Origin of the sequence: Paraburkholderia nemoris (assembly GCF_905221015.1) — a bacterium.
Classification (GTDB): Bacteria; Pseudomonadota; Gammaproteobacteria; order Burkholderiales; family Burkholderiaceae; genus Paraburkholderia; species Paraburkholderia nemoris.
The window spans coordinates 139375-158125 of the sequence record NZ_CAJNBO010000005.1 but is presented as its reverse complement, the minus strand read 5'-3'; the positions used below and the strand labels follow the sequence as shown (position 1 = coordinate 158125).

20 protein-coding genes are annotated in these 18751 nt (G+C 62.5%); 11 read left to right on the top strand and 9 right to left on the bottom strand.

Annotated elements, in window-relative coordinates; all coding sequences use genetic code 11:
• Positions 1-99 precede the first annotated feature (99 nt).
• The gene (locus tag KHO33_RS09535) at positions 100-1890 is read left to right on the top strand and encodes an acyl-CoA dehydrogenase (RefSeq protein ID WP_200564646.1); all 1791 of its coding nucleotides are present in this window, start codon (positions 100-102) and stop codon (positions 1888-1890) included.
• 147 nt (positions 1891-2037) lie between these two features.
• On the opposite strand, the gene KHO33_RS09530 is transcribed toward KHO33_RS09535, so the two are convergent.
• Complete coding sequence (locus KHO33_RS09530; RefSeq protein WP_200564645.1) at positions 2038-3324, bottom strand: D-amino acid dehydrogenase; 1287 nt, start codon at positions 3322-3324, stop codon at positions 2038-2040.
• Between the two features lie 169 nt (positions 3325-3493).
• On the opposite strand from KHO33_RS09530, the gene KHO33_RS09525 reads away from it, so the two are divergent.
• Positions 3494-3982, top strand: a complete 489-nt coding sequence (locus KHO33_RS09525) for an Lrp/AsnC ligand binding domain-containing protein (RefSeq protein ID WP_054036112.1) — start codon at positions 3494-3496, stop codon at positions 3980-3982.
• 110 nt (positions 3983-4092) lie between these two features.
• Positions 4093-5238, top strand: coding sequence for a PA0069 family radical SAM protein (locus KHO33_RS09520; RefSeq protein WP_200564644.1), 1146 nt, complete (start codon positions 4093-4095; stop codon positions 5236-5238).
• Between the two features lie 16 nt (positions 5239-5254).
• Here KHO33_RS09520 and KHO33_RS09515 read toward each other — a convergent pair whose 3' ends face one another.
• Together KHO33_RS09515 and KHO33_RS09510 are read right to left on the bottom strand one after the other, a co-directional pair.
• Complete coding sequence (locus tag KHO33_RS09515; protein ID WP_200564643.1) at positions 5255-5722, bottom strand: NINE protein; 468 nt, start codon at positions 5720-5722, stop codon at positions 5255-5257.
• A gap of 203 nt (positions 5723-5925) precedes the next feature.
• Positions 5926-7053 carry a PQQ-dependent sugar dehydrogenase gene (locus KHO33_RS09510; RefSeq protein WP_407946171.1) on the bottom strand — a complete coding sequence of 376 codons (1128 nt, stop codon included), beginning with the start codon at positions 7051-7053 and terminating at the stop codon, positions 5926-5928.
• A 247-nt stretch (positions 7054-7300) separates the two neighbouring features.
• Here KHO33_RS09510 and rpsP point away from each other — a divergent pair, with 247 nt between their 5' ends.
• The 6 genes from rpsP to KHO33_RS09480 all read left to right on the top strand — a co-directional run bounded on the left by rpsP (position 7301) and on the right by KHO33_RS09480 (position 11608).
• A complete protein-coding gene (gene rpsP, locus KHO33_RS09505; protein WP_006476550.1) occupies positions 7301-7555 on the top strand; it encodes a 30S ribosomal protein S16 in 255 nt (84 codons plus the stop codon).
• Positions 7556-7672: 117 nt separating this feature from the next.
• Entirely contained in the window at positions 7673-8407 is a 735-nt protein-coding gene (gene rimM, locus KHO33_RS09500) for a ribosome maturation factor RimM (protein WP_200564642.1), read from the top strand.
• Positions 8408-8431: 24 nt separating this feature from the next.
• The gene (trmD, locus tag KHO33_RS09495; protein WP_054036120.1) at positions 8432-9199 is read left to right on the top strand and encodes a tRNA (guanosine(37)-N1)-methyltransferase TrmD; all 768 of its coding nucleotides are present in this window, start codon (positions 8432-8434) and stop codon (positions 9197-9199) included.
• 155 nt (positions 9200-9354) lie between these two features.
• Complete coding sequence (gene rplS / locus KHO33_RS09490) at positions 9355-9744, top strand: 50S ribosomal protein L19 (RefSeq protein WP_012433948.1); 390 nt, start codon at positions 9355-9357, stop codon at positions 9742-9744.
• Positions 9745-9837: 93 nt separating this feature from the next.
• A complete protein-coding gene (locus tag KHO33_RS09485; protein WP_054036122.1) occupies positions 9838-10554 on the top strand; it encodes a CoA pyrophosphatase in 717 nt (238 codons plus the stop codon).
• Positions 10555-10669: 115 nt separating this feature from the next.
• Positions 10670-11608 (top strand): CobD/CbiB family protein, encoded by a 939-nt coding sequence (locus KHO33_RS09480; RefSeq protein WP_093640616.1) that lies wholly within the window; start codon positions 10670-10672, stop codon positions 11606-11608.
• A gap of 128 nt (positions 11609-11736) precedes the next feature.
• Here the strand turns inward: KHO33_RS09480 and KHO33_RS09475 are convergent, their stop codons facing one another.
• Genes KHO33_RS09475 through KHO33_RS09465 form a run of 3 tightly spaced genes read right to left on the bottom strand, consistent with a single transcriptional unit; the run spans position 11737 to position 14285 of the window.
• A complete protein-coding gene (locus KHO33_RS09475) occupies positions 11737-12057 on the bottom strand; it encodes a putative signal transducing protein (protein ID WP_054036124.1) in 321 nt (106 codons plus the stop codon).
• A 30-nt stretch (positions 12058-12087) separates the two neighbouring features.
• On the bottom strand, positions 12088-13029 hold the full coding sequence (rsgA, locus tag KHO33_RS09470; RefSeq protein ID WP_054036126.1) for a ribosome small subunit-dependent GTPase A: 942 nt from the start codon (positions 13027-13029) through the stop codon (positions 12088-12090).
• Positions 13026-14285 carry a M48 family metallopeptidase gene (locus KHO33_RS09465; RefSeq protein WP_200564641.1) on the bottom strand — a complete coding sequence of 420 codons (1260 nt, stop codon included), beginning with the start codon at positions 14283-14285 and terminating at the stop codon, positions 13026-13028. Before KHO33_RS09465 ends, rsgA begins: the two co-directional genes overlap by 4 nt.
• Before the next feature lie 159 nt (positions 14286-14444).
• Between KHO33_RS09465 and orn the strand changes: the two genes are divergently transcribed.
• Complete coding sequence (gene orn / locus KHO33_RS09460) at positions 14445-15053, top strand: oligoribonuclease (protein ID WP_200564640.1); 609 nt, start codon at positions 14445-14447, stop codon at positions 15051-15053.
• A 64-nt stretch (positions 15054-15117) separates the two neighbouring features.
• On the opposite strand, the gene mog is transcribed toward orn, so the two are convergent.
• Complete coding sequence (gene mog, locus KHO33_RS09455; protein WP_200564639.1) at positions 15118-15768, bottom strand: molybdopterin adenylyltransferase; 651 nt, start codon at positions 15766-15768, stop codon at positions 15118-15120.
• Positions 15749-16360, bottom strand: coding sequence for a ribosome biogenesis factor YjgA (gene yjgA, locus KHO33_RS09450; RefSeq protein ID WP_054036130.1), 612 nt, complete (start codon positions 16358-16360; stop codon positions 15749-15751). Before yjgA ends, mog begins: the two co-directional genes overlap by 20 nt.
• A 234-nt stretch (positions 16361-16594) precedes the next feature.
• Between yjgA and pmbA the strand changes: the two genes are divergently transcribed.
• On the top strand, positions 16595-17965 hold the full coding sequence (pmbA, locus tag KHO33_RS09445; protein WP_200564638.1) for a metalloprotease PmbA: 1371 nt from the start codon (positions 16595-16597) through the stop codon (positions 17963-17965).
• 148 nt (positions 17966-18113) lie between these two features.
• Here pmbA and KHO33_RS09440 read toward each other — a convergent pair whose 3' ends face one another.
• Positions 18114-18614, bottom strand: coding sequence for a dihydrofolate reductase (locus KHO33_RS09440; protein WP_074282597.1), 501 nt, complete (start codon positions 18612-18614; stop codon positions 18114-18116).
• Positions 18615-18751: the final 137 nt, after the last annotated feature.

Below are 18751 nucleotides of genomic sequence, written 5' to 3'. Positions count from 1 at the left end.
CACAGCGCCGTGTAAAAGGCGTCTGGCAGCACACAAAGGGCGTGGGACCTATCAAGTCCGACGCCCTTTTTCATATCGACAGGCAGGAGGAGAACTGAAATGAGCTATACGGCGCCCATCAAGGACATGCTGTTCGTGATGAAAGAACTGGCCGGTCTCGAAGATATCGCGACGCTGCCAGGCTTCGAAGATGCGAACCTCGACACGGCGCAAGCCGTCCTCGACGAGTCAGCGAAACTGTGCGGCGAAGTGCTGGCGCCGCTGAATGTGGAAGGCGATCGCAATCCGAGCAGCTGGAAAGACGGTGTGGTCACAGCGACGCCCGGTTTCAAGGACGCATTCCGCCAGTTCGGCGAAGGCGGCTGGCAAGGCGTGCAACATCCGGTCGACTACGAAGGCCAGGGCCTGCCCAAGCTGATCGCCACGGCCTGTATCGAGATGCTGAACGCGTCGAACCTGTCGTTCGCGCTGTGCCCGCTGCTCACGGACGGCGCCATCGAGGCGCTGCTCACGGCGGGCAGCGAAGAGCAGAAGCAAACGTACGTGCCCAAGCTGATTTCCGGCGAGTGGACCGGCACGATGAACCTGACCGAGCCGCAGGCCGGCTCCGATCTCGCGCTGGTGCGCACGCGCGCCGAGCCGCAGGGCGATGGTTCGTTCAAGCTGTTCGGCACCAAGATTTTCATCACGTGGGGCGAGCACGATATGGCGAAGAATATCGCCCATCTCGTGCTGGCGCGCACGCCGAATGCACCCGAAGGCGTGAAGGGCATTTCGCTCTTCATCGTGCCGAAGTTTCTTATCAACGAAGACGGCTCGCTTGGCGAGCGTAACGACGTGCATTGCGTGTCGATCGAGCACAAGCTCGGCATCAAGGCGAGCCCGACCGCGGTGCTGCAATTCGGCGATCACGGCGGCGCAATCGGTCATCTGATCGGCGAAGAAAATCGCGGCCTCGAGTACATGTTCATCATGATGAACGCAGCGCGTTTCGCGGTGGGCATGCAAGGTGTTGCCGTGTCGGACCGTGCGTATCAGCAAGCGGTGGCGTATGCGAAGGATCGCGTGCAAAGCCGGCCGGTGGATGGCTCCGCGAAGCAATCGGTGGCGATCATTCAGCACCCGGACGTGCGCCGCATGCTCGCCACGATGCGTGGTCTCACCGAAGCGTCGCGCGCGTTGGCGTATGTCGCCGCGGCTCACTGCGATATCGCGCATCGTCATCCTGACGAAGCAAAACGTGCTGAGCATCAAGCGATCTACGAATACCTGGTGCCGATCGTGAAGGGCTGGAGCACGGAGCTGTCGATCGACGTGACGAGCCTCGGCGTGCAGGTGCATGGCGGCATGGGTTTCATCGAAGAAACGGGCGCCGCGCAGTACTACCGCGACGCGCGCATTCTGCCGATCTACGAAGGGACGACCGCGATCCAGGCTAACGACCTGATCGGCCGCAAGACCGTGCGCGACGGCGGCAAGGTGGCGAAGGCGCTGCTGGCCGGCGTGGCTGAAACGATCGAAGCGCTTGGCGCACAGCAAGGTGCTGCGTTCGAATCGATGAAGAAGTATCTGACGCAGGGTCATCGCTCGCTCGCCGCGGCGGTCGATTTCGTTGTCGCTAACACGAAGAGTGATCCGAACGCGGTGTTCGCCGGCAGCGTGCCGTATCTGAAGCTGGCGGGCGTTGTCCTGGGCGGCTGGCAGATGGCGCGTGCGTTGCTCGTGGCGGCTGAAAAGCGCGCTGAAGATCCGTCGTTCTATGGCGCGAAGATCGCCACCGCGCAGTTCTATGCTGAGCATGTGCTGCCGCTGGCTTCGGCGTTGGAAGCTTCGATCGTTAGCGCGAAGGGTGGAGAGAGTGTGCTGGCGTTGTCGGACGATCAGTTCTGATGTTGCCTTTCTGTCGAGCCAGGTAGTGAGGGTTCGCGCGTAGAAAGACAAACGGCGCCCTGTGGGGCGCCGTTTGTCTTTGTCAGGCCGGTCTGTCTGCGATGACGAACCGGCGTAACCGCTCGCGAAGCGTTAAAAGATTAAACCTTAGGCATAAGCCGGACGATGCGCACCGCCGGTCTCGCCGAGATAGCGATGCACCGACAGATCGTCCACCTTGATCGCCGGCTGCTTGCTCGACATCACGTCAGCCAGCAGTTGACCCGAGCCACACGACATCGTCCAGCCCAGCGTGCCGTGCCCCGTGTTCAGGAACAGGTTCGGCACGGGAGTGCGGCCGACGATCGGCGTGCCGTCCGGCGTCATCGGGCGCAGGCCGGTCCAGAAGGTGGCCTTCGACGTATCGCCGCCGCCCGGGAACAGATCGTTCACGCACAGTTCCAGCGTTTCGCGGCGCGCCTCACGCAACGATTTGTCGAAGCCGACGATCTCCGCCATGCCGCCGACACGAATCCGGTCGTCGAAGCGCGTGATCGCGATCTTGTAGGTTTCGTCGAGCACGGTCGAAATCGGCGCGGATGCTTCGTTGACGATCGGCGCAGTGATCGAATAACCCTTGAGCGGATAGACCGGAATCTTCACGAGACCGGACAGGAATTTCGTCGAATACGAACCGAGCGCGACGACAAACGAGTCAGCGCGCACCAGTTCATCGCCGCACTGGACGCCGGCGATGCGGTCGCCCGCCATGGTGAGGGAGTCAATCGGCGTGTTGTAGCGGAATTTGACGCCCAGTTGCTCGGCCATCGCGGCAAGGCGCGTGGTGAACATCTGGCAGTCGCCGGTTTCGTCGCCCGGCAGGCGCAGGCCGCCCGTCAGCTTGTGCGAAACCGCGGCGAGCGCCGGTTCGGCTTGCGCGAGTTCGGCCGCCGACAGAAGTTCATAAGGCACGTTGGCTTCCTGCAGCACGGCGATGTCTTTCGCGGCGCCGTCGAACTGCTGTTGCGTGCGGAACACCTGCAGCGTGCCGCCGGTGCGGCCTTCGTACTGGATGCCCGTTTCGGCGCGCAGCGCTTGCAAACAATCGCGGCTGTATTCGGCGAGGCGGACCATGCGGCCCTTGTTCACCGCATAACGCGCCGACGTGCAGTTCTGCAGCATCTGCCACATCCACTGCAACTGGAATTGCGTGCCGTCGAGACGGATCGCGAGCGGCGCGTGTTTCTGGAACATCCACTTGACGGCCTTCAGCGGCACGCCAGGCGCAGCCCACGGCGACGCGTAGCCTGGCGAGATCTGGCCGGCATTGGCAAAGCTGGTTTCGAGCGCCGGGCCGGCCTCGCGGTCGATGACGGTCACTTCATGACCGGCGCGCGCGAGGTAGTAAGCACTCGTCACACCGACAACGCCACTGCCCAAAACGACGACTCGCATAGCTGCTCCAGGATGTTCAATAAGAGGTCTGAGGACGGTGCGCTCGTCGATTCGTTTGAATTCGTTCGATTAACGAGGTGTAACGCTGTTCGCCCAGTGATAACCGCTATACTATTAACAGTCAGGTAGGTTTTGTTATTGTATTTTCAAGATTTTCAGCAAAAACACCATGCGTACACAGCGCCAACCGATCCGGGCTCTCGACAAACTCGATCACAAGATTCTGCGGCTCCTGCAGCAGGACGGCCGGATGGCGATGAAAGACCTCGCCGAGCAGGTCGGGCTGTCCGTCACGCCGTGCATCGAACGCGTCAAACGGATGGAGCGCGACGGCGTGATCACCGGCTACCACGCGCGCGTGAACCCGGCTGAGCTGGGCGCGGCGCTGCTGGTATTTGTCGAGATCACGCTCGATCACAAGAGCGGCAACATGTTCGACCAGTTCCGCCGCGAGGTGCAGAAGATCCCCGAGGTGCTGGAGTGCCACCTCGTCTCGGGCGACTTCGACTATCTGATCAAGGCGCGCATCGGCGAAATGGCCGACTACCGGAAGCTGCTGGGGGACATCCTGCTGCAACTACCCGGCGCGGTGCAGTCGAAGAGCTACGTGGTGATGGAAGAGATCAAGGAAACGCTGACGATTGCGGTCGGCGATTAGCTCGCACGGGAGCTGTGTAGCTGGGCTCGACAAACGGCGTAAACACTGTATATTTATACAGGTATTTTGCGCCGTTTTGCTCGCCGTTTTGCTTTTTGCGTGCTCCAGCCGTGACCGACTCCGACACTCACTCCGCCAACGAATTTCTGATTGCTCCGCCCGCGCCTCGCAAGGGGCGCGGCGCGGTGACGAATCTGCAAGGCCGTTACGAAGTCGACCAGCGTGAAGTGGTGGACGACGGCTGGCTTGCGTCGCCGGAGGAAGACAGCGAGCCCAAGGTCTTGCGCACGCAGGTTTTCGAAGAGCGGGCCAAGACCATTCTTACGCGCAACGCGTCGCCGGATATTCCGTTCAGCGTGTCGCTGAACCCGTATCGGGGCTGCGAACATGGTTGCATCTACTGCTTCGCGCGGCCCACGCATAGTTATCTGGGACTGTCGCCGGGGCTCGACTTCGAAAGCCGTATCTACGCGAAGGTCAACGCGCCGGAGTTGCTCGAGCGAGAGTTGTCGAAGAAGTCTTATGTGCCGGAGCCGATCGCGCTTGGCGTCAACACCGACGCCTGGCAACCCGTCGAACGCGATTTGCGCCTTACGCGGCGCGTGGTCGAGGTGCTCAGCGAGCGCGGCCATCCGTTCGCGGCTATCACCAAATCGTCGCTGATCGAGCGGGATATCGATCTGCTCGCGCCTATGGCGGCGCGGGGGCAGTTCATGGCGGCGATCACCATCACCACGCTGGACACCGATATCGCGCGCACGCTCGAGCCGCGTGCCGCCACGCCGTCGCGTCGATTGCGCACGATCCGTACGTTGAGCGAAGCGGGTATTCCGGTTGGCGTCAGCATCGCGCCGGTGATTCCGTTCGTCACCGAGCCAGATATGGAGCGCGTGCTGGAAGCGTGTGCAGAGGCAGGCGCAAGCAATGCGAGCTACATCGTGCTGCGTTTGCCGTGGGAAGTTGCGCCGCTATTCAAGGATTGGCTCGCGGCGCATTTTCCCGATCGAGCTGACCGGGTGATGAGCCGCGTGCGCGATATGCGAGGCGGGAAGGACTATGACTCGAACTTCGCCACTCGAATGAAGGGAGAAGGCTTGTGGGCGGACCTGCTGAAGCAGCGCTTCCACAATGCTGCGCGCCGCCTCGGGCTAAACCGGCGTGATCGCGGCATTCTCGATATGTCGCATTTTCGCCGGGTTGAGCCGGTGCGCACTGAACCGTCGCCGCGCGACAATCCCCAATTGAGGCTTTTTTAGCGCGGCGCGCAGCGGGTCATTGCGACAGCGCTTTGGCGGCCTGAACCTGGCCTTCGAAGTAAGTCTGGAACGAGATCGCGAGGCCCGTCATCAGCAGGAACGCGCCGATCAGCAGTGAAAAGATCACGATAAAAATGACGGTCCAGCCAGAGCGGCTTTTGCGTTGGGCTTGCGCGTTGAACTGCGCGTCCCATTTTTCATCCGGACGCAGGCCGTAGACGATCGCGGCCAGAAAGGCGGAGAGCAGCGAAACGGCGCCGAAAAACGCGAGCACCCAGCCGAGCATCGAGGCCCGTTCGCTCGCCACCACCAGCATGGCGCCCGGAATCCCGATCAGCGTGCCGAGCAGGTGCGCCCAGCCGTAGATGTCACGCATGCCGTACAGATAGAAGCGGTGGGCGCCGAGGCTGCCGAAGAAGAAGGCCAGCGCGGAGGTAATCGTCTTGGATCTGAAATACGAGGAAGTCGAAGCAAGGGTGGACATGTGGGCGAGGGCAGAGTGACTGACTATCGAAAGGAGCGGGGCGTCGGTGGGCGTGGGCCGACGCGCATTCTACGCCACGCGGCATGGTGCCGGTCATGCGGTGAAAGACCACATGGAGGTCGCGGCTGCGTGTGTTCGTCGTAGGTTGGATGCATGCAACCTGGTGTTGCCGGCCTGCACGCGCAGCTATACAGCGGTTATGGCTAAGGCGCGGAATAGGTCACGCGATAGACCGCGCCGGCGTAGTCGTCGCTGATCAGGAGTGAGCCGTCGGGCATCGGTTGCACGTCGGCAGGGCGGCCCCATACCGCTTCGCCCGGCTGGAGCCAGCCTTCGGCAAAGACCTCCTGCCGCGCATTTCCGCCGTCCGGGTTGGTGATCACTCGCACGACGCGGTAGCCGACCTTTCTGCTGCGATTCCACGAGCCGTGTTCGGCAATAAAAATATTGTCGCGATAGGCGGCCGGGAACATCGAGCCGCTGTAAAAGCGCATACCGAGCGCGGCGACATGCGCGCCGAGTTTGACAACTGGCGGTGTGAAGGCGCTGCATGGATGGTCTTTGCCGAACTCCGGATCGGGTGTGTCGCCGCCATGGCAGTACGGAAAGCCGAAATCCATGCCGGCGCGCGGCGCGCGGTTGAGTTTGTCGTCCGGTACATCGTCGCCCATCAGGTCGCGGCCGTTGTCGGTGAACCACAACTCATGCGTCGCCGGATGCCACGCGAAGCCGACGGAGTTGCGAATGCCGCGCGCCACGACTTCATAGTGGCTGCCGTCCGGGTCCATGCGACCGATCATCCCAAAGCGGTCGCGGTCTTTCAGGCAGACGTTGCAGGGCGCGCCTTGTGGCATGTACAGCTTGCCATCCGGGCCGAAAGCGATGAATTTCCAGCCATGATGGGTCTCTGCCGGCAGTGTGTCGGTGACCACGACGGGCTTGGGCGGGTCATTCAGGTGGGCGTCGATCGCGTCGAAGCGTAGAATTTTCGACACTGCGGAGACGTACAGCTTGCCGTCCCGCCATGCCAGGCCCGCCGGCGTTTCCAGGCCGGAGGCGATTACGTGGCGGGCCGTAACACGCCCATTCTGCAATTCGAGCGCGTAGACGTGGCCGTCGAGGCTACCTATATAAAGAATGCCCTTCGGCGAGAGCGCCATGGCCCGCGCGCTCGGTACGGCGTCCGAGAGGACCTCGATGTGGAAGCCGGGTGGTAGTTTGATGCGCTCGAGCGGCAGCGCGGCCAGCACCGGCAGCGCCGTGGCGGCGAGCAACAACGTTGCGCCCGCTCGCAGGGTCTGAACACGGGCGGCGCGCAAAAAGCCTGTAATCGGCGAAAAGCCGGCAACTCGCCGAAAGACGGCGCATGAAGCGAGAAAAAACGCAGGTGGCGGCAGGAGTTTCAAGGGCGTTCCGTCAGGTAATTCGGGCGTTCCGGCGTGTTTCGAGGCCTTGGCCTGTATGGCGGGCACAACCCCGTCGTGCAGTTTATCCCGGTAAGTGTTTGTTATGGCGTCGGTTTCCCGCTATAATCGCGTGTTTCAGTCGTTCCGAACCCCGGTTTTCAAGGATTCTAGTATGGTCATCATCCGCTTGGCTCGTGGCGGCTCCAAGAAGCGCCCGTTCTACAACATCGTCGCAACCGATTCGCGTAACCGTCGTGACGGCCGCTTCATCGAACGCGTTGGCTTCTACAACCCGGTCGCTACGAAGGGTGAGTCGCTGCGTATCGCTCAAGATCGCCTGACGTACTGGCAAGGTGTTGGCGCACAACTGTCGCCGACCGTTCAGCGTCTCGTGAAAGAAGCGCAAAAGGCGCAGCCGGCTGCTTAATGGTAGCTAGCATGCGTATCGTCGTCGGTTCGGCCGGCGGCTCGCGCAGCTTGTGTGAGCAGTCCGATACGCGAGTTTTGCTGAAGCAGACGTCAAAGTTGGCAGCGAGGTTCTCTTATGTCTGAACGTGATTCCGGCAATTCAGGTCGCGTAAAGGCAAAAGCGGCGGCCCCGCGCGCGAAGACGTCTGGTCAGGCGCCGTTCGGTGCATTCGTCCGCAAGCCGGTCGAAGCGGCCGAAGGGCAGGCGAAAGCCAAAGTTGCGAACGCCGCTTCCAGCGCAGCAGAAATGCGAGCGGAAACGGTGGAAAGCTGGCCGGCCGATGCGGTCGAGGTCGGTGCAATCGTCGACGCTTACGGCCTCAAAGGTTGGGTCAAGGTGGCCGCGCATGCGGATGCCGGCCATGGCGGAGACGCATTGCTAAGCGCGAAGCGCTGGTGGTTGCTGAAAGGCCACGAGCGCAAGTCGGCGCCGTCATTACAGGCAAAAACGCATAGCGACAGTATCGTTGCCCATCTGGGCGGCGTAGCTGACCGCGATGTGGCACTGGCACTGCGCGGCACGCGCGTCTATATCAGCCGCAGCGAATTTCCGGCCCTCGGGGCCGACGAATTCTACTGGGTCGACCTGCTCGGCCTGGATGTGGTGAACGTTGCCGGGGTCCACCTCGGCAAGGTTGCAGACATGATCGACAACGGTGCGCACTCGGTGTTGCGCATCGAATATCCGGATACCGACAAAAGCGGTAAGCCGGTCACCGGCGAGCGTTTGATCCCGTTCGTCGGCGTCTTTGTCAAAACGGTGGATCAGGCGGCGAAGCAGATCATCGTCGACTGGGAAACCGATTACTAAATAACTCGCTGACTGGAGAGAGCGATGCAGTTCGATGTCGTGACGCTCTTTCCTGACATGTTTCGTGCGCTGACCGACTGGGGTATCACCAGCCGTGCGGCGAAGCAGGAGCGCTACGGGTTGCGCACGTGGAATCCACGCGATTTCACTACCGACAACTACCGCACAATCGACGATCGCCCATACGGCGGCGGCCCCGGCATGGTCATGCTGGCCAAGCCTCTCGAAGACGCGATCGGCGCGGCGAAAGCGGCGCAGGCGGAGCAGGGCATCGGCGCGTCGCGCGTCGTGATGATGTCGCCGCAAGGCGCCACGCTGAATCACGATCGTGTCATGCAGTTCGCGGCCGAGCCCGGTCTGATCCTGTTGTGCGGGCGCTATGAAGCGATCGATCAGCGTTTGCTCGACCGTGTCGTTGACGAAGAGGTCAGTCTCGGCGACTTCGTGCTGTCAGGCGGCGAATTGCCGGCGATGGCGTTGATGGATGCCGTGGTGCGTCAGTTGCCCGGCGTGCTGAACGACTCGCAATCGGCGGTGCAGGATAGTTTCGTTGACGTGCTGCTGGATTGTCCGCATTACACGCGTCCGGAGGAATACGATGGCGTGCGTGTGCCTGATGTGCTGCTTGGCGGCCATCACGCGGAAATCGAGGCATGGCGTCGGCGTGAAGCCTTGCGCAACACGTTGAACAAACGGCCCGATCTGATCGTGAAGGCCAGAAAGAACAAGATGTTGAGCCGTGCCGACGAGGCATGGCTTACGAGTCTCGCGAAGGAAGTGTCGAAGGCGTGAAGCCTTGGGCTTTCGAGCGGGCATAGGCGGTGCCGCACATGCGTGTACGGCGCCAGATGTGAACCCATCCTCTATCGGGGCCGTAGCCAAGCGCAACAGGTAAAACCAGCGCGCGGCAGGTACGAACGCCGACAAGATGGACCTAGGAGTCAGTGATGAATCTGATTGCAATACTCGAGCAGGAAGAAATCGGCCGCGCTCTCGGCGAGAAGACCATTCCCGAATTCGCCCCCGGCGATACGGTGATCGTCAGCGTGAACGTGGTTGAAGGTACGCGTAAGCGTGTTCAGGCTTACGAAGGCGTCGTGATCGCCAAGCGTAACCGTGGTCTGAATTCGTCGTTCATCGTCCGCAAGATTTCGTCGGGCGAAGGCGTCGAGCGTACGTTCCAGACGTACTCGCCGCTGCTGGCAAGCATCGTCGTGAAGCGTCGTGGCGATGTGCGTCGTGCGAAGCTGTACTACCTGCGCGACCGTTCGGGCAAGTCGGCTCGGATCAAGGAAAAGCTGGTCGCCAAGAAAGACCGCGCTGCTCCGGAAGCGTAAAAGCTGTAAGAAAAAGCACCCCTCGCGGGTGCTTTTTTGTTTGCCAGGTCAAAATAGCGGAATGTCCCCTAACCGCTCATTCCGAGAGACCCGTTGATCCGCCCCGCCTTTGAGCCTGAAACTCTGCCTGTCGAAGCGACGGGTGCCGATCTGCCACCGGTGGTTGCCGGGCGCCTGACGCCCGACGGTCTGCGTGCGCGCTTCGAGCAGCGTCTGAGCTGGACGCCTGAGCCGATTATCGAAGCACCGTGGCGCGATACGCACGTCGATCCGCGCGTTGCCGCCGTGCTGGTGCCGCTGGTCGTGCGCGACAACGGCCTCACCGTCCTCCTGACTCAACGTGCCGACCACCTGAACGACCACGCCGGCCAGGTGAGCTTTCCCGGCGGCCGTCATGAACCGTTCGACGCGGATGCAACCGCCACGGCGTTGCGCGAGGCGCAGGAAGAGGTTGGTCTCGACCCGTCGCGCGTTGAAATTCTCGGTGCGTTGCCCGACTATCTGACGGGCACCGGTTTTCGGGTGACGCCCGTGATCGGTCTGGTGCATCCACCCTTCACGTTGAAAGCAGATGCATTCGAAGTGGCCGAAGTCTTCGAAGTGCCGCTCGCTTTCCTGATGAACCCCGCGCATCACGAAGAGCGCGTGTTTCGTTACGAAGGCGGCCAGCGCCGCTTTTTCGCCATGCCTTATCCGCGGGCCGAGTCGGCGGAAGCTGCGGAACGCGAGGGGCAGGTGGGTGGCCACTATTTCATCTGGGGGGCGACGGCGGCAATGCTGCGCAACTTTTATCGCTTTCTCGCGGCTTGAATCGCCCCGGGTTGTGCACTTGTTGGGTGTTTGTCAACGTCCGTGCTCAGTGGCATCCGACCCTGTGCTATCGTTATAAAACAATCGTAAAAACTCGAAAAGCACGGCGCATCGCATGACTTTTTTCTCCGTATTGCTGGCTCTGATTATTGAACAGGTCCGCGCGCTGTCGCTGAACAATCCGGTGGCGGCATTGCTTCAATACCATGCGGAGTCGGCGGCGCACGGATTCGATGCCGGCAAGCCCAAGCATGGCTTGCTCGCGTGGCTGGTGGTGGTAGTGCCCTGGACGCTGGCCGTCGCACTCATCTACTACGTGCTGTATCACATTCACTTCGCGCTGGCGTTCCTGTGGAACGTCGCGGTGCTGTACTTCACACTCGGTTTCCGGCAGTTCAGCCATTACTTCACGGATATCCACCTCGCGTTGAACAACGACGATGTCCCGCGCGCGCGTGAAATCCTGAATGAATGGACCGGGCTCGATACCGTGGATATGCCCGTCAGCGAAATCGTGCGTCATACGCTGATTCACGCGGTGGTCGCCTCGCATCGCCATGTGTTCGGCGTGTTCTTCTGGTTTTTGATTCCGGTCGGGCCGGCGGGTGCGGTGCTGTATCGCATCGCCGAGTATCTGGCGCGTACGTGGGCACGGCCGGTCGACGATCGCACCGCGGCGTTTTCGAGCTTCGCGCAACGTGCTTTCTTCGTGATCGACTGGGTGCCGGCACGGCTCACGTCGCTGGGCTTTGCAATTGTCGGCAATTTCGAAGACGCGATTTATGCATGGCGCAACCATGCGCGTCAGTGGCCGGATGCGAACGATGGCGTGTTGCTGGCTGCGGGTAGCGGTGCGTTGGGCGCGCGCTTGAGCGGGCCGCTTGCCGAACCCTCGAGCCTCGATGCACTGACCACCGGCGACGGCGGGCCGATGCAAGTCGGCGACGACTGCACGCCACGCACGCTGCAATCGGCGGTGGGTCTCGTGTGGCGTGCGGTGGTGCTATGGATGATTTTGCTGTTGATGCTGACGATCGCGGTGTGGCTTGCCTGATGCGGATCGCTTGAGTCAGCGCGCCAATAACGCAACGCAGAAAAAAAGCCGGGTCATGAATGAACCCGGCTTTTTTCATGGGCCACGCGGCAGTGGCCTTACCGCTTAGTAACTGAGTCCCAAACCATTCACCCATCCAGCGGATCCCGCGCCGTCCCACACTGCCAGCACACAGTGAACTGCGCCTCGAGCGTTTCCCCGCACTGACGGCACCGCCACGAAGGCGACCCCGCCGCCGGTCCATGCGAAGCCGCATCGATCAACCGCCGCGCCATCGCTTCATCGCGCTCATCTACAAGCCACAGTTCCGGCGCACACTGATCCGCCGGAATATCGCCGAGCGCGCCGTTCAGATAACGGTTGTGCAACTCGCAAGCGATGCCCGCCGTCTCCAGCACATTGACCCAATGCTGTCCGATGATCAGATTCGGCGCGCGCATCAATTTCATCGTGAATCCATGGTTTGACAGCGGCGCGCGTTAGCGCACGATCTGGCTGGCTTCGTGCACCAGTTGCGCGTACAGGGCATGCCGTTCGCGCCGGATGCGGCCATCGGCGACCGCTTCGAGAATCGCGCAACCCGGCTCCTGCAAGTGATGGCAGTTGTAGAAGCGGCAGTTCGGCAGCAACGGCCGGAACTCGGGAAACGCGCGTTCGAGCCGGCCTTCGGTCAGATGATGCAGGCCGAATTCCTGGAAGCCCGGCGAATCGATCAACGCACCGCCGTCGGCGCCAGGCAAAGGGTAGAGCCGCGTGAAGGTGGTGGTATGCCGGCCGCTGTTCAACGCGGTCGAAATCTCGCGCGTCGCGACTTCGGCATCGGGAATCAGCAGATTCACCAACGTCGATTTGCCCATGCCCGACTGGCCGAGCAGCAGCGTCGAGTGACCTTGCAGATGCTCGAGCAAAGCGGGTCGTGCGGCCTCAGGCTGCGTCTTGATCGACACTTCAACCACGGTGTAGCCGAGCGCGCGGTACGGCTCGAGCCGCTTGCGCGCACCCTCCAGCGCGCCGGTCACGTCGATCTTGTTCAGCACGATCAACGGCTTCAACTCGTTTGCCTCAGCGGCGACCAGCGCGCGACCGAGCAGGTCCTCGCTGAAATGCGGCTCGGTTGCGAGCACGATCAGCAACTGATCGAGATTCGCGGCAAAGAGTTTCGACTTGTACTGATCCGAGCGATACAGCAGATTGCGCCGCTCGCCGATCTCGACGATCACACCCTGATCCGCCGAAGTCGGTTCGTAAATCACGCGGTCGCCAACCGCCACTTCGCTGCGCTTGCCGCGCGGGAAGCATTGAAGCATCGGACTGCCGTCTTCCGGCGCGACCAGATAGTGCCGCCCGTGAGCGGCAATCACCAGGCCGCCTACGCGCGTGCTGGACGGCGCGCGCGGCGCTTTCGGGGAGCGGCCGGTCATGCGTGCCGCAGCAGGCGGTCGATCCGCTGCGACGCCGGCGGATGCGAGTAATAGAACGCGGTGTAGAGCGGATCGGGCGTCAGGGTCGACGCGTTGTCCTCGTACAGCTTGACGAGCGCGTTGACGAGGTCTTGCGCATCGGTTTGCGTCGCGGCGAAGGCATCGGCCTCGAACTCGTGCTTGCGCGAGCTCAAGCTGCCGAGCGGCGTGACGAAGAACAGGAACACCGGCAGCGCGAGGAAGAACAGCACCAGCGCGAGGCCGCTATTGCCGCCGATCAGCGACGGCCGCACGCCCAGTCCCTCATAGAACCACACGCATTGCGTCAGCCAGCCGAGCAGGGCGAGCATCACGAGGCTGATCGCGAACATGACGACCATCCGTTTGATCACGTGACGGCGCTTGAAGTGGCCGAGTTCGTGCGCGAGCACCGCTTCGATCTCGTTGCCGGACAGGCGCGCGAGCAGCGTGTCGAAGAAGACGATCCGCTTGGCCGCGCCGAAGCCGGTGAAATACGCATTGCCGTGTGCCGAACGGCGGCTGCCGTCCATCACGAACAGGCCTTTGGCGGCGAAACCGCAGCGCTTCATCAGCGCTTCGATGCGGCTTTTCAGCGCTTCGTCCTTGAGCGGCTCGAACTTGTTGAAGAGCGGCGCGATAAACGACGGATAGAGCACCAGCACGAGCAACTGGAACGCGACCCAGACGATCCACGTCCACAGCCACCACAGGCTGCCTGCCTGGTTCATCAGCCACAGCACGACGAACAGCAGCGGCAGGCCGAACGCGGCGCCGAGCAGGACGCCCTTGAGACGGTCGAGAAAGAAAATGCCCTTGCTCATGCGGTTGAAGCCGAAACGTTGCTCGACCACGAATTGCCGGTAGTACTCGAACGGCAGATCGATCACGCTGGTGATCACGATCACCGCCGCGACCAGCGCGATCTGGCCGGCGTAGCCGCGGCCCAACCAGTCGGAGATCGCCAGATCGAGCGCCTGCACGCCGCCCAGCAGCGTCAGCCCGATCAGCACAGCCGCGCCGACGACGATCTCGATCATGGTGAGGCGTGTGCGTTCGACGGTGTAGTCGGCGGCGCGCTGGTGCGCGGTGAGCGCGATGGTGCCGGCAAACTGGCTCGGCACCTGCTCGCGATGGCCGGCGACGAAGCGGATCTGCCGCGACGCGAGCCATAGCTTGGTGCCGACCATCGCCACGACGGCGACGACGAACAGAACAGTGAAGTACAGGGTAGGCATCCGGGGATTCCGTGGTATCTATGCGAGAATTATATGTTTCTTCCCGCCTGGCGGCGGGGGGATAAGATCAAACCCGGCTTTAACCAATCTCATACGAACATTCGCCGCAGCAAGCGCGCTTCCGGAGAAGCCGTCTGCGCGGCCATCAGGGCTGCCTTCATGACTGACATCCTCGCCTCCACCGAACAGCCGCCGCTCGTGCGCAGCGATATGAATCTCGTCTGGCTGGACATGGAAATGACCGGGCTCGAGCCGGACACCGACCGCATCATCGAAATCGCGGTGGTCGTGACGAATTCGACGCTCGACCGCCTGGTCGAAGGGCCGGTGCTGGCGATTCATCAGAGCGACGAAACGCTTGCCAAAATGGATCAGTGGAACCAGAACACGCATGGCCGCTCTGGGCTGATCGACCGCGTGAAGGCGTCGACGGTGAGCGAGGCCGACGCCACCGAACAGATTCGCGACTTTCTCGCACAATATGTGCCGCCGGGCAAATCGCCGATGTGCGGCAATTCGATCTGCCAGGACCGCCGCTTCATGGCGCGCTGGATGCCGGATCTGGAACGCTTCTTCCATTACCGCAATCTCGACGTCAGCACGCTGAAGGAATTGTGCCGGCGCTGGCAGCCGGCGATCTACAAGGGCTTCCAGAAACGCGCCATGCACACGGCGCTGGCCGACATCCATGAATCGATCGACGAGCTGAAGTACTACCGCGAGCACTTCCTGATTCCGACGGCGACGGAAGCGCCGGCGGCGGAGTAACGCAGCTGCGGCTGCTGCGGCAGCGGTTGCGCTGTAATGGAGTAACGTCGCCGCGGCTTTGAACTCAACCCTGCCGGGGCGCGCGCACCGCGTTCTTCGGCCGGAACGCCTTCACCACGTCGGCGTTCGTTTCCACATACGGGCCGCCGACCAGGTCGATGCAGTAAGGCACCGCGGCGAAAATCCCCGGCACCTTCACGGCGCCGTCCGCGTCACGCAAGCCTTCCAGCGTTTCCTTGATCGACTTCGGCTGCCCCGGCAGGTTGATGATCAGCGCCGCGTGATCCGCGGTTTCGCGGATCACCGCCACCTGGCGCGACAGAATCGCGGTCGGCACGAAATTCAGGCTGATTTGCCGCATCTGCTCGCCGAAACCCGGCATTTCCTTGGTCGCCACCGCCAAAGTCGCTTCCGGCGTCACGTCACGGCGCGACGGGCCGGTGCCGCCGGTGGTCAGCACCAGATCGCAAGCCACTTCGTCGACCAGTTCGATCAGCGTGGCGGAAATGGTCGGCGCATCGTCCTGAATCAGGCGGGTGACCACCTGGAACGGCGAGCTCAGGGCGGCGCCGAGCCATTCCTGCAGCGCCGGAATGCCTTTGTCCTCGTAGACGCCTGTCGACGCGCGATCGCTGATCGACACGAGGCCGATCACGATTTCGTCCGGATGCTCACGCACCAGATTACGTGTTGCCTTATTCGTCGCGGTCGTCATCGTCGTCTTCCAGCGCGTCTTCTGCATCGGAATCGGTGGCGGCAGACGGGCCGTCGGCGTTCTTGATCCACTGGAACAGCTCGCGGAAGTAGCGCGGCGGCTTGCTTTGCTGCGCTTCCTTGCGGGCGTTGCGGATCAGCGTGCGGCCTTGCTGCGGGTCGGCGTTCGGGTGCTGGCGGATGAATTCGGTCAGCGCGGCGTCGTCGGCGAGCAGTTTCTCGCGGGTGCGTTCGATCCAGTGCAGCTTGGCCGTTTCCGCCTTGTTGACGCCGTTATAGGTGTCGAGCGCGGTGCGCAGGGCGGCGGTTTCCTCGTCCAGCAGCGAGCGCATTACGCGCCCGACGTACTGCACCTGGCGGCGCTTGCCCTCGTGATCGGTGATGCGGCGCGCTTCGCGCACGGCGTCGTCGAGCTTTTCGGGCATCGGCATGCGCTTGAGCGCGTCTTTCGGCAGGGCGATCAGCGCCGAGCCCAGTTCCTGCAGCTCGTGCATTTCGCGCTTGAGCTGGGACTTGCTGGGACGGTCGTAGCCGTTCTCGTCGACTTCCGGCTCGGCGGATTCGATGGGTTGAATGCGGGTTTTGCGTGTCATACCGATATTGTAGCGTGCCGCGCACGCCGGACCCGCCGTGCTGCTGTGCACAAGTGCACTCGCCGGCTCCGGCGGACGCGGCGAATGCCAGGTACGGCTTCGCAACCCTTGCTATGATCGCGGGATGCGTGACTACGCAAACGCGCCCGCAAATGCACTTGCAAATGCGCACGCAGGTGCGTGGCATGGGCGAACACACAGGGCCGCTCGGCCCCGAACAGGACGGCAACGACAATGGCAGCAGACATGGACGTCAAGCAGCGCTTTTTTCCGCATACCCAGGATGAACTGAAGGAAATCGCCTCGGACATCCTTCGTCACGCGATGTCGCTCGGCGGCACCGACGCGGCGACCGAGATCTCCGAAGGCGACGGCCTGTCCGTCTCCGTGCGGCGCGGCGAAGTCGAGACGATCGAACACAACCGCGACAAGATGGTCGGCGTGACGGTGTTCATCGGTAACAAGCGCGGCAACGCGAGCACCTCGGACTTTTCGTCGCAAGCTTTGAAGGACACGGTCGCGGCGGCGTACAACATCGCCCGCTTCACCGCGGAAGACGACTGCGCGGGCCTCGCCGAAGCAGACCTGCTCGAAACCGCGCCGCGCGATCTCGATCTGTATCACCCGTGGAATCTGACGGCCGACGAAGCGGTGGAAATCGCTCGCCGCTCTGAAGACGCCGCGTTCGCCACCGATCCGCAGATCAAGAACTCGGAAGGCGCGAGCGTCTCGGCGCAGCACTCGCAATTCGTGCTGGCTACGTCGCGCGGCTTCCTTGCCGGCTATCCGTACTCGCGCCACTACATCGCTTGCGCTCCGATCGCCGGCAGCGCGCGCAACATGCAGCGCGACGACTGGTACACGTCGACCCGCAGCGCGGCCGACCTCGCCGATCCGGAAGCGGTGGGCCGCTACGCCGCGCAACGGGCGCTGTCGCGCATCGGCGCGCGCGGGCTCGACACCCGCAAGGTGCCGGTGCTGTTCGAAGCGCCGCTCGCCGCCGGCATTCTCGGCGCGTTCGTCCAGGCCACGAGCGGCGGCGCGCTGTACCGCAAGACCTCGTTCCTCGTCGATAGCCTCGGCAAGCCGGTGTTCGCGCCGCACGTCCAGGTGGTCGAAGATCCGCACGTCGCGCGTGCGATGGGCAGCGCGCCGTTCGACGAAGAAGGCGTGCGCACGAAACAACGTTCGGTGGTGAAGGACGGCGTGGTGGAAGGCTACTTCCTGTCCACCTACTCGGCGCGCAAGCTCGGCATGCAGACAACCGGTAACGCCGGCGGCTCGCACAATCTGTCGCTGCGCAGCTCGAAGACGCGCCCGGGAGACGACTTCGAAGAAATGCTGAAAAAGCTCGGCACGGGCCTGTTGCTGACCGAACTGATGGGGCAGGGCGTGAACTACGTGACGGGCGACTATTCGCGCGGCGCGTCGGGCTTCTGGGTCGAGAACGGCAAGATCCAGTATCCGGTCGAGGAAATCACCGTGGCTAGCACCTTGCAGGAGATGTTCCGCCATATCGTCGCGATCGGCGCGGATACGATTACGCGCGGCACCAAGGAAACGGGCTCGGTGCTGATCGAACGGATGACGATCGCCGGGCAGTAAGTAGGTCGATCAAGCGCTGGCCGGCTGCACAACGGCGCTGCAAACAGAAACGCCACGCATGCAAAGCGTGGCGTTTTTTTATGCGTGCGTGGTGGCTGACGGCGAATGCGCGAACCGCAGACCGTCAGCCACCCGCGCTACAACACCCTCAAGCACCCTTACGCTTATACGTCACGAACGCGTAATCGAAGTCATTCGGCGCGTCCGCGCGATGCGTTTCATGCGCTACTTCTTCCCACTCGCTTTCGTCGAGTTCGGGGAAGGTGGCGTCGCCTTCGAAGTCGGCGGAGATCTCGGTGATGATCAGCTTGTCCGCCTGACGCAAACCTTCCGCGTACAGCTGCGCGCCGCCGATCAGAAACGCTTCCGGCGCCTGATCCTGGGCGGCCAGCTTCAGCGCGTCTTCCAGCGTGGTGGCCGCGTCGCAGCCCTGAAAGCGCCGTGCTGCATCCCGTGTCACGACAATGTTGCGGCGTCCCGGCAACGGCCGGCCGATCGATTCATGCGTCTTGCGGCCCATGATGATGGGCGCGCCCATCGTGGTGCGCTTGAAGAACGCGAGGTCTTCGGGAAGTCGCCAGGGCAACTGGTTGTCGCGGCCGATCACGCCGTTATTGGCGCGAGCGACGATCAGGGTGAGCGTCGTCATCGAATGGAAAGGGGAACGTAACCAGGATGATTCTACCTGAGGCGCAACAGGGTACCGCTATGCAAGTCGGACCGGAGTCCCGACGTGCGGCTACACGGGCGCCCGCCTAAGCGGTTGACCGGTTGACGCTTGCATCG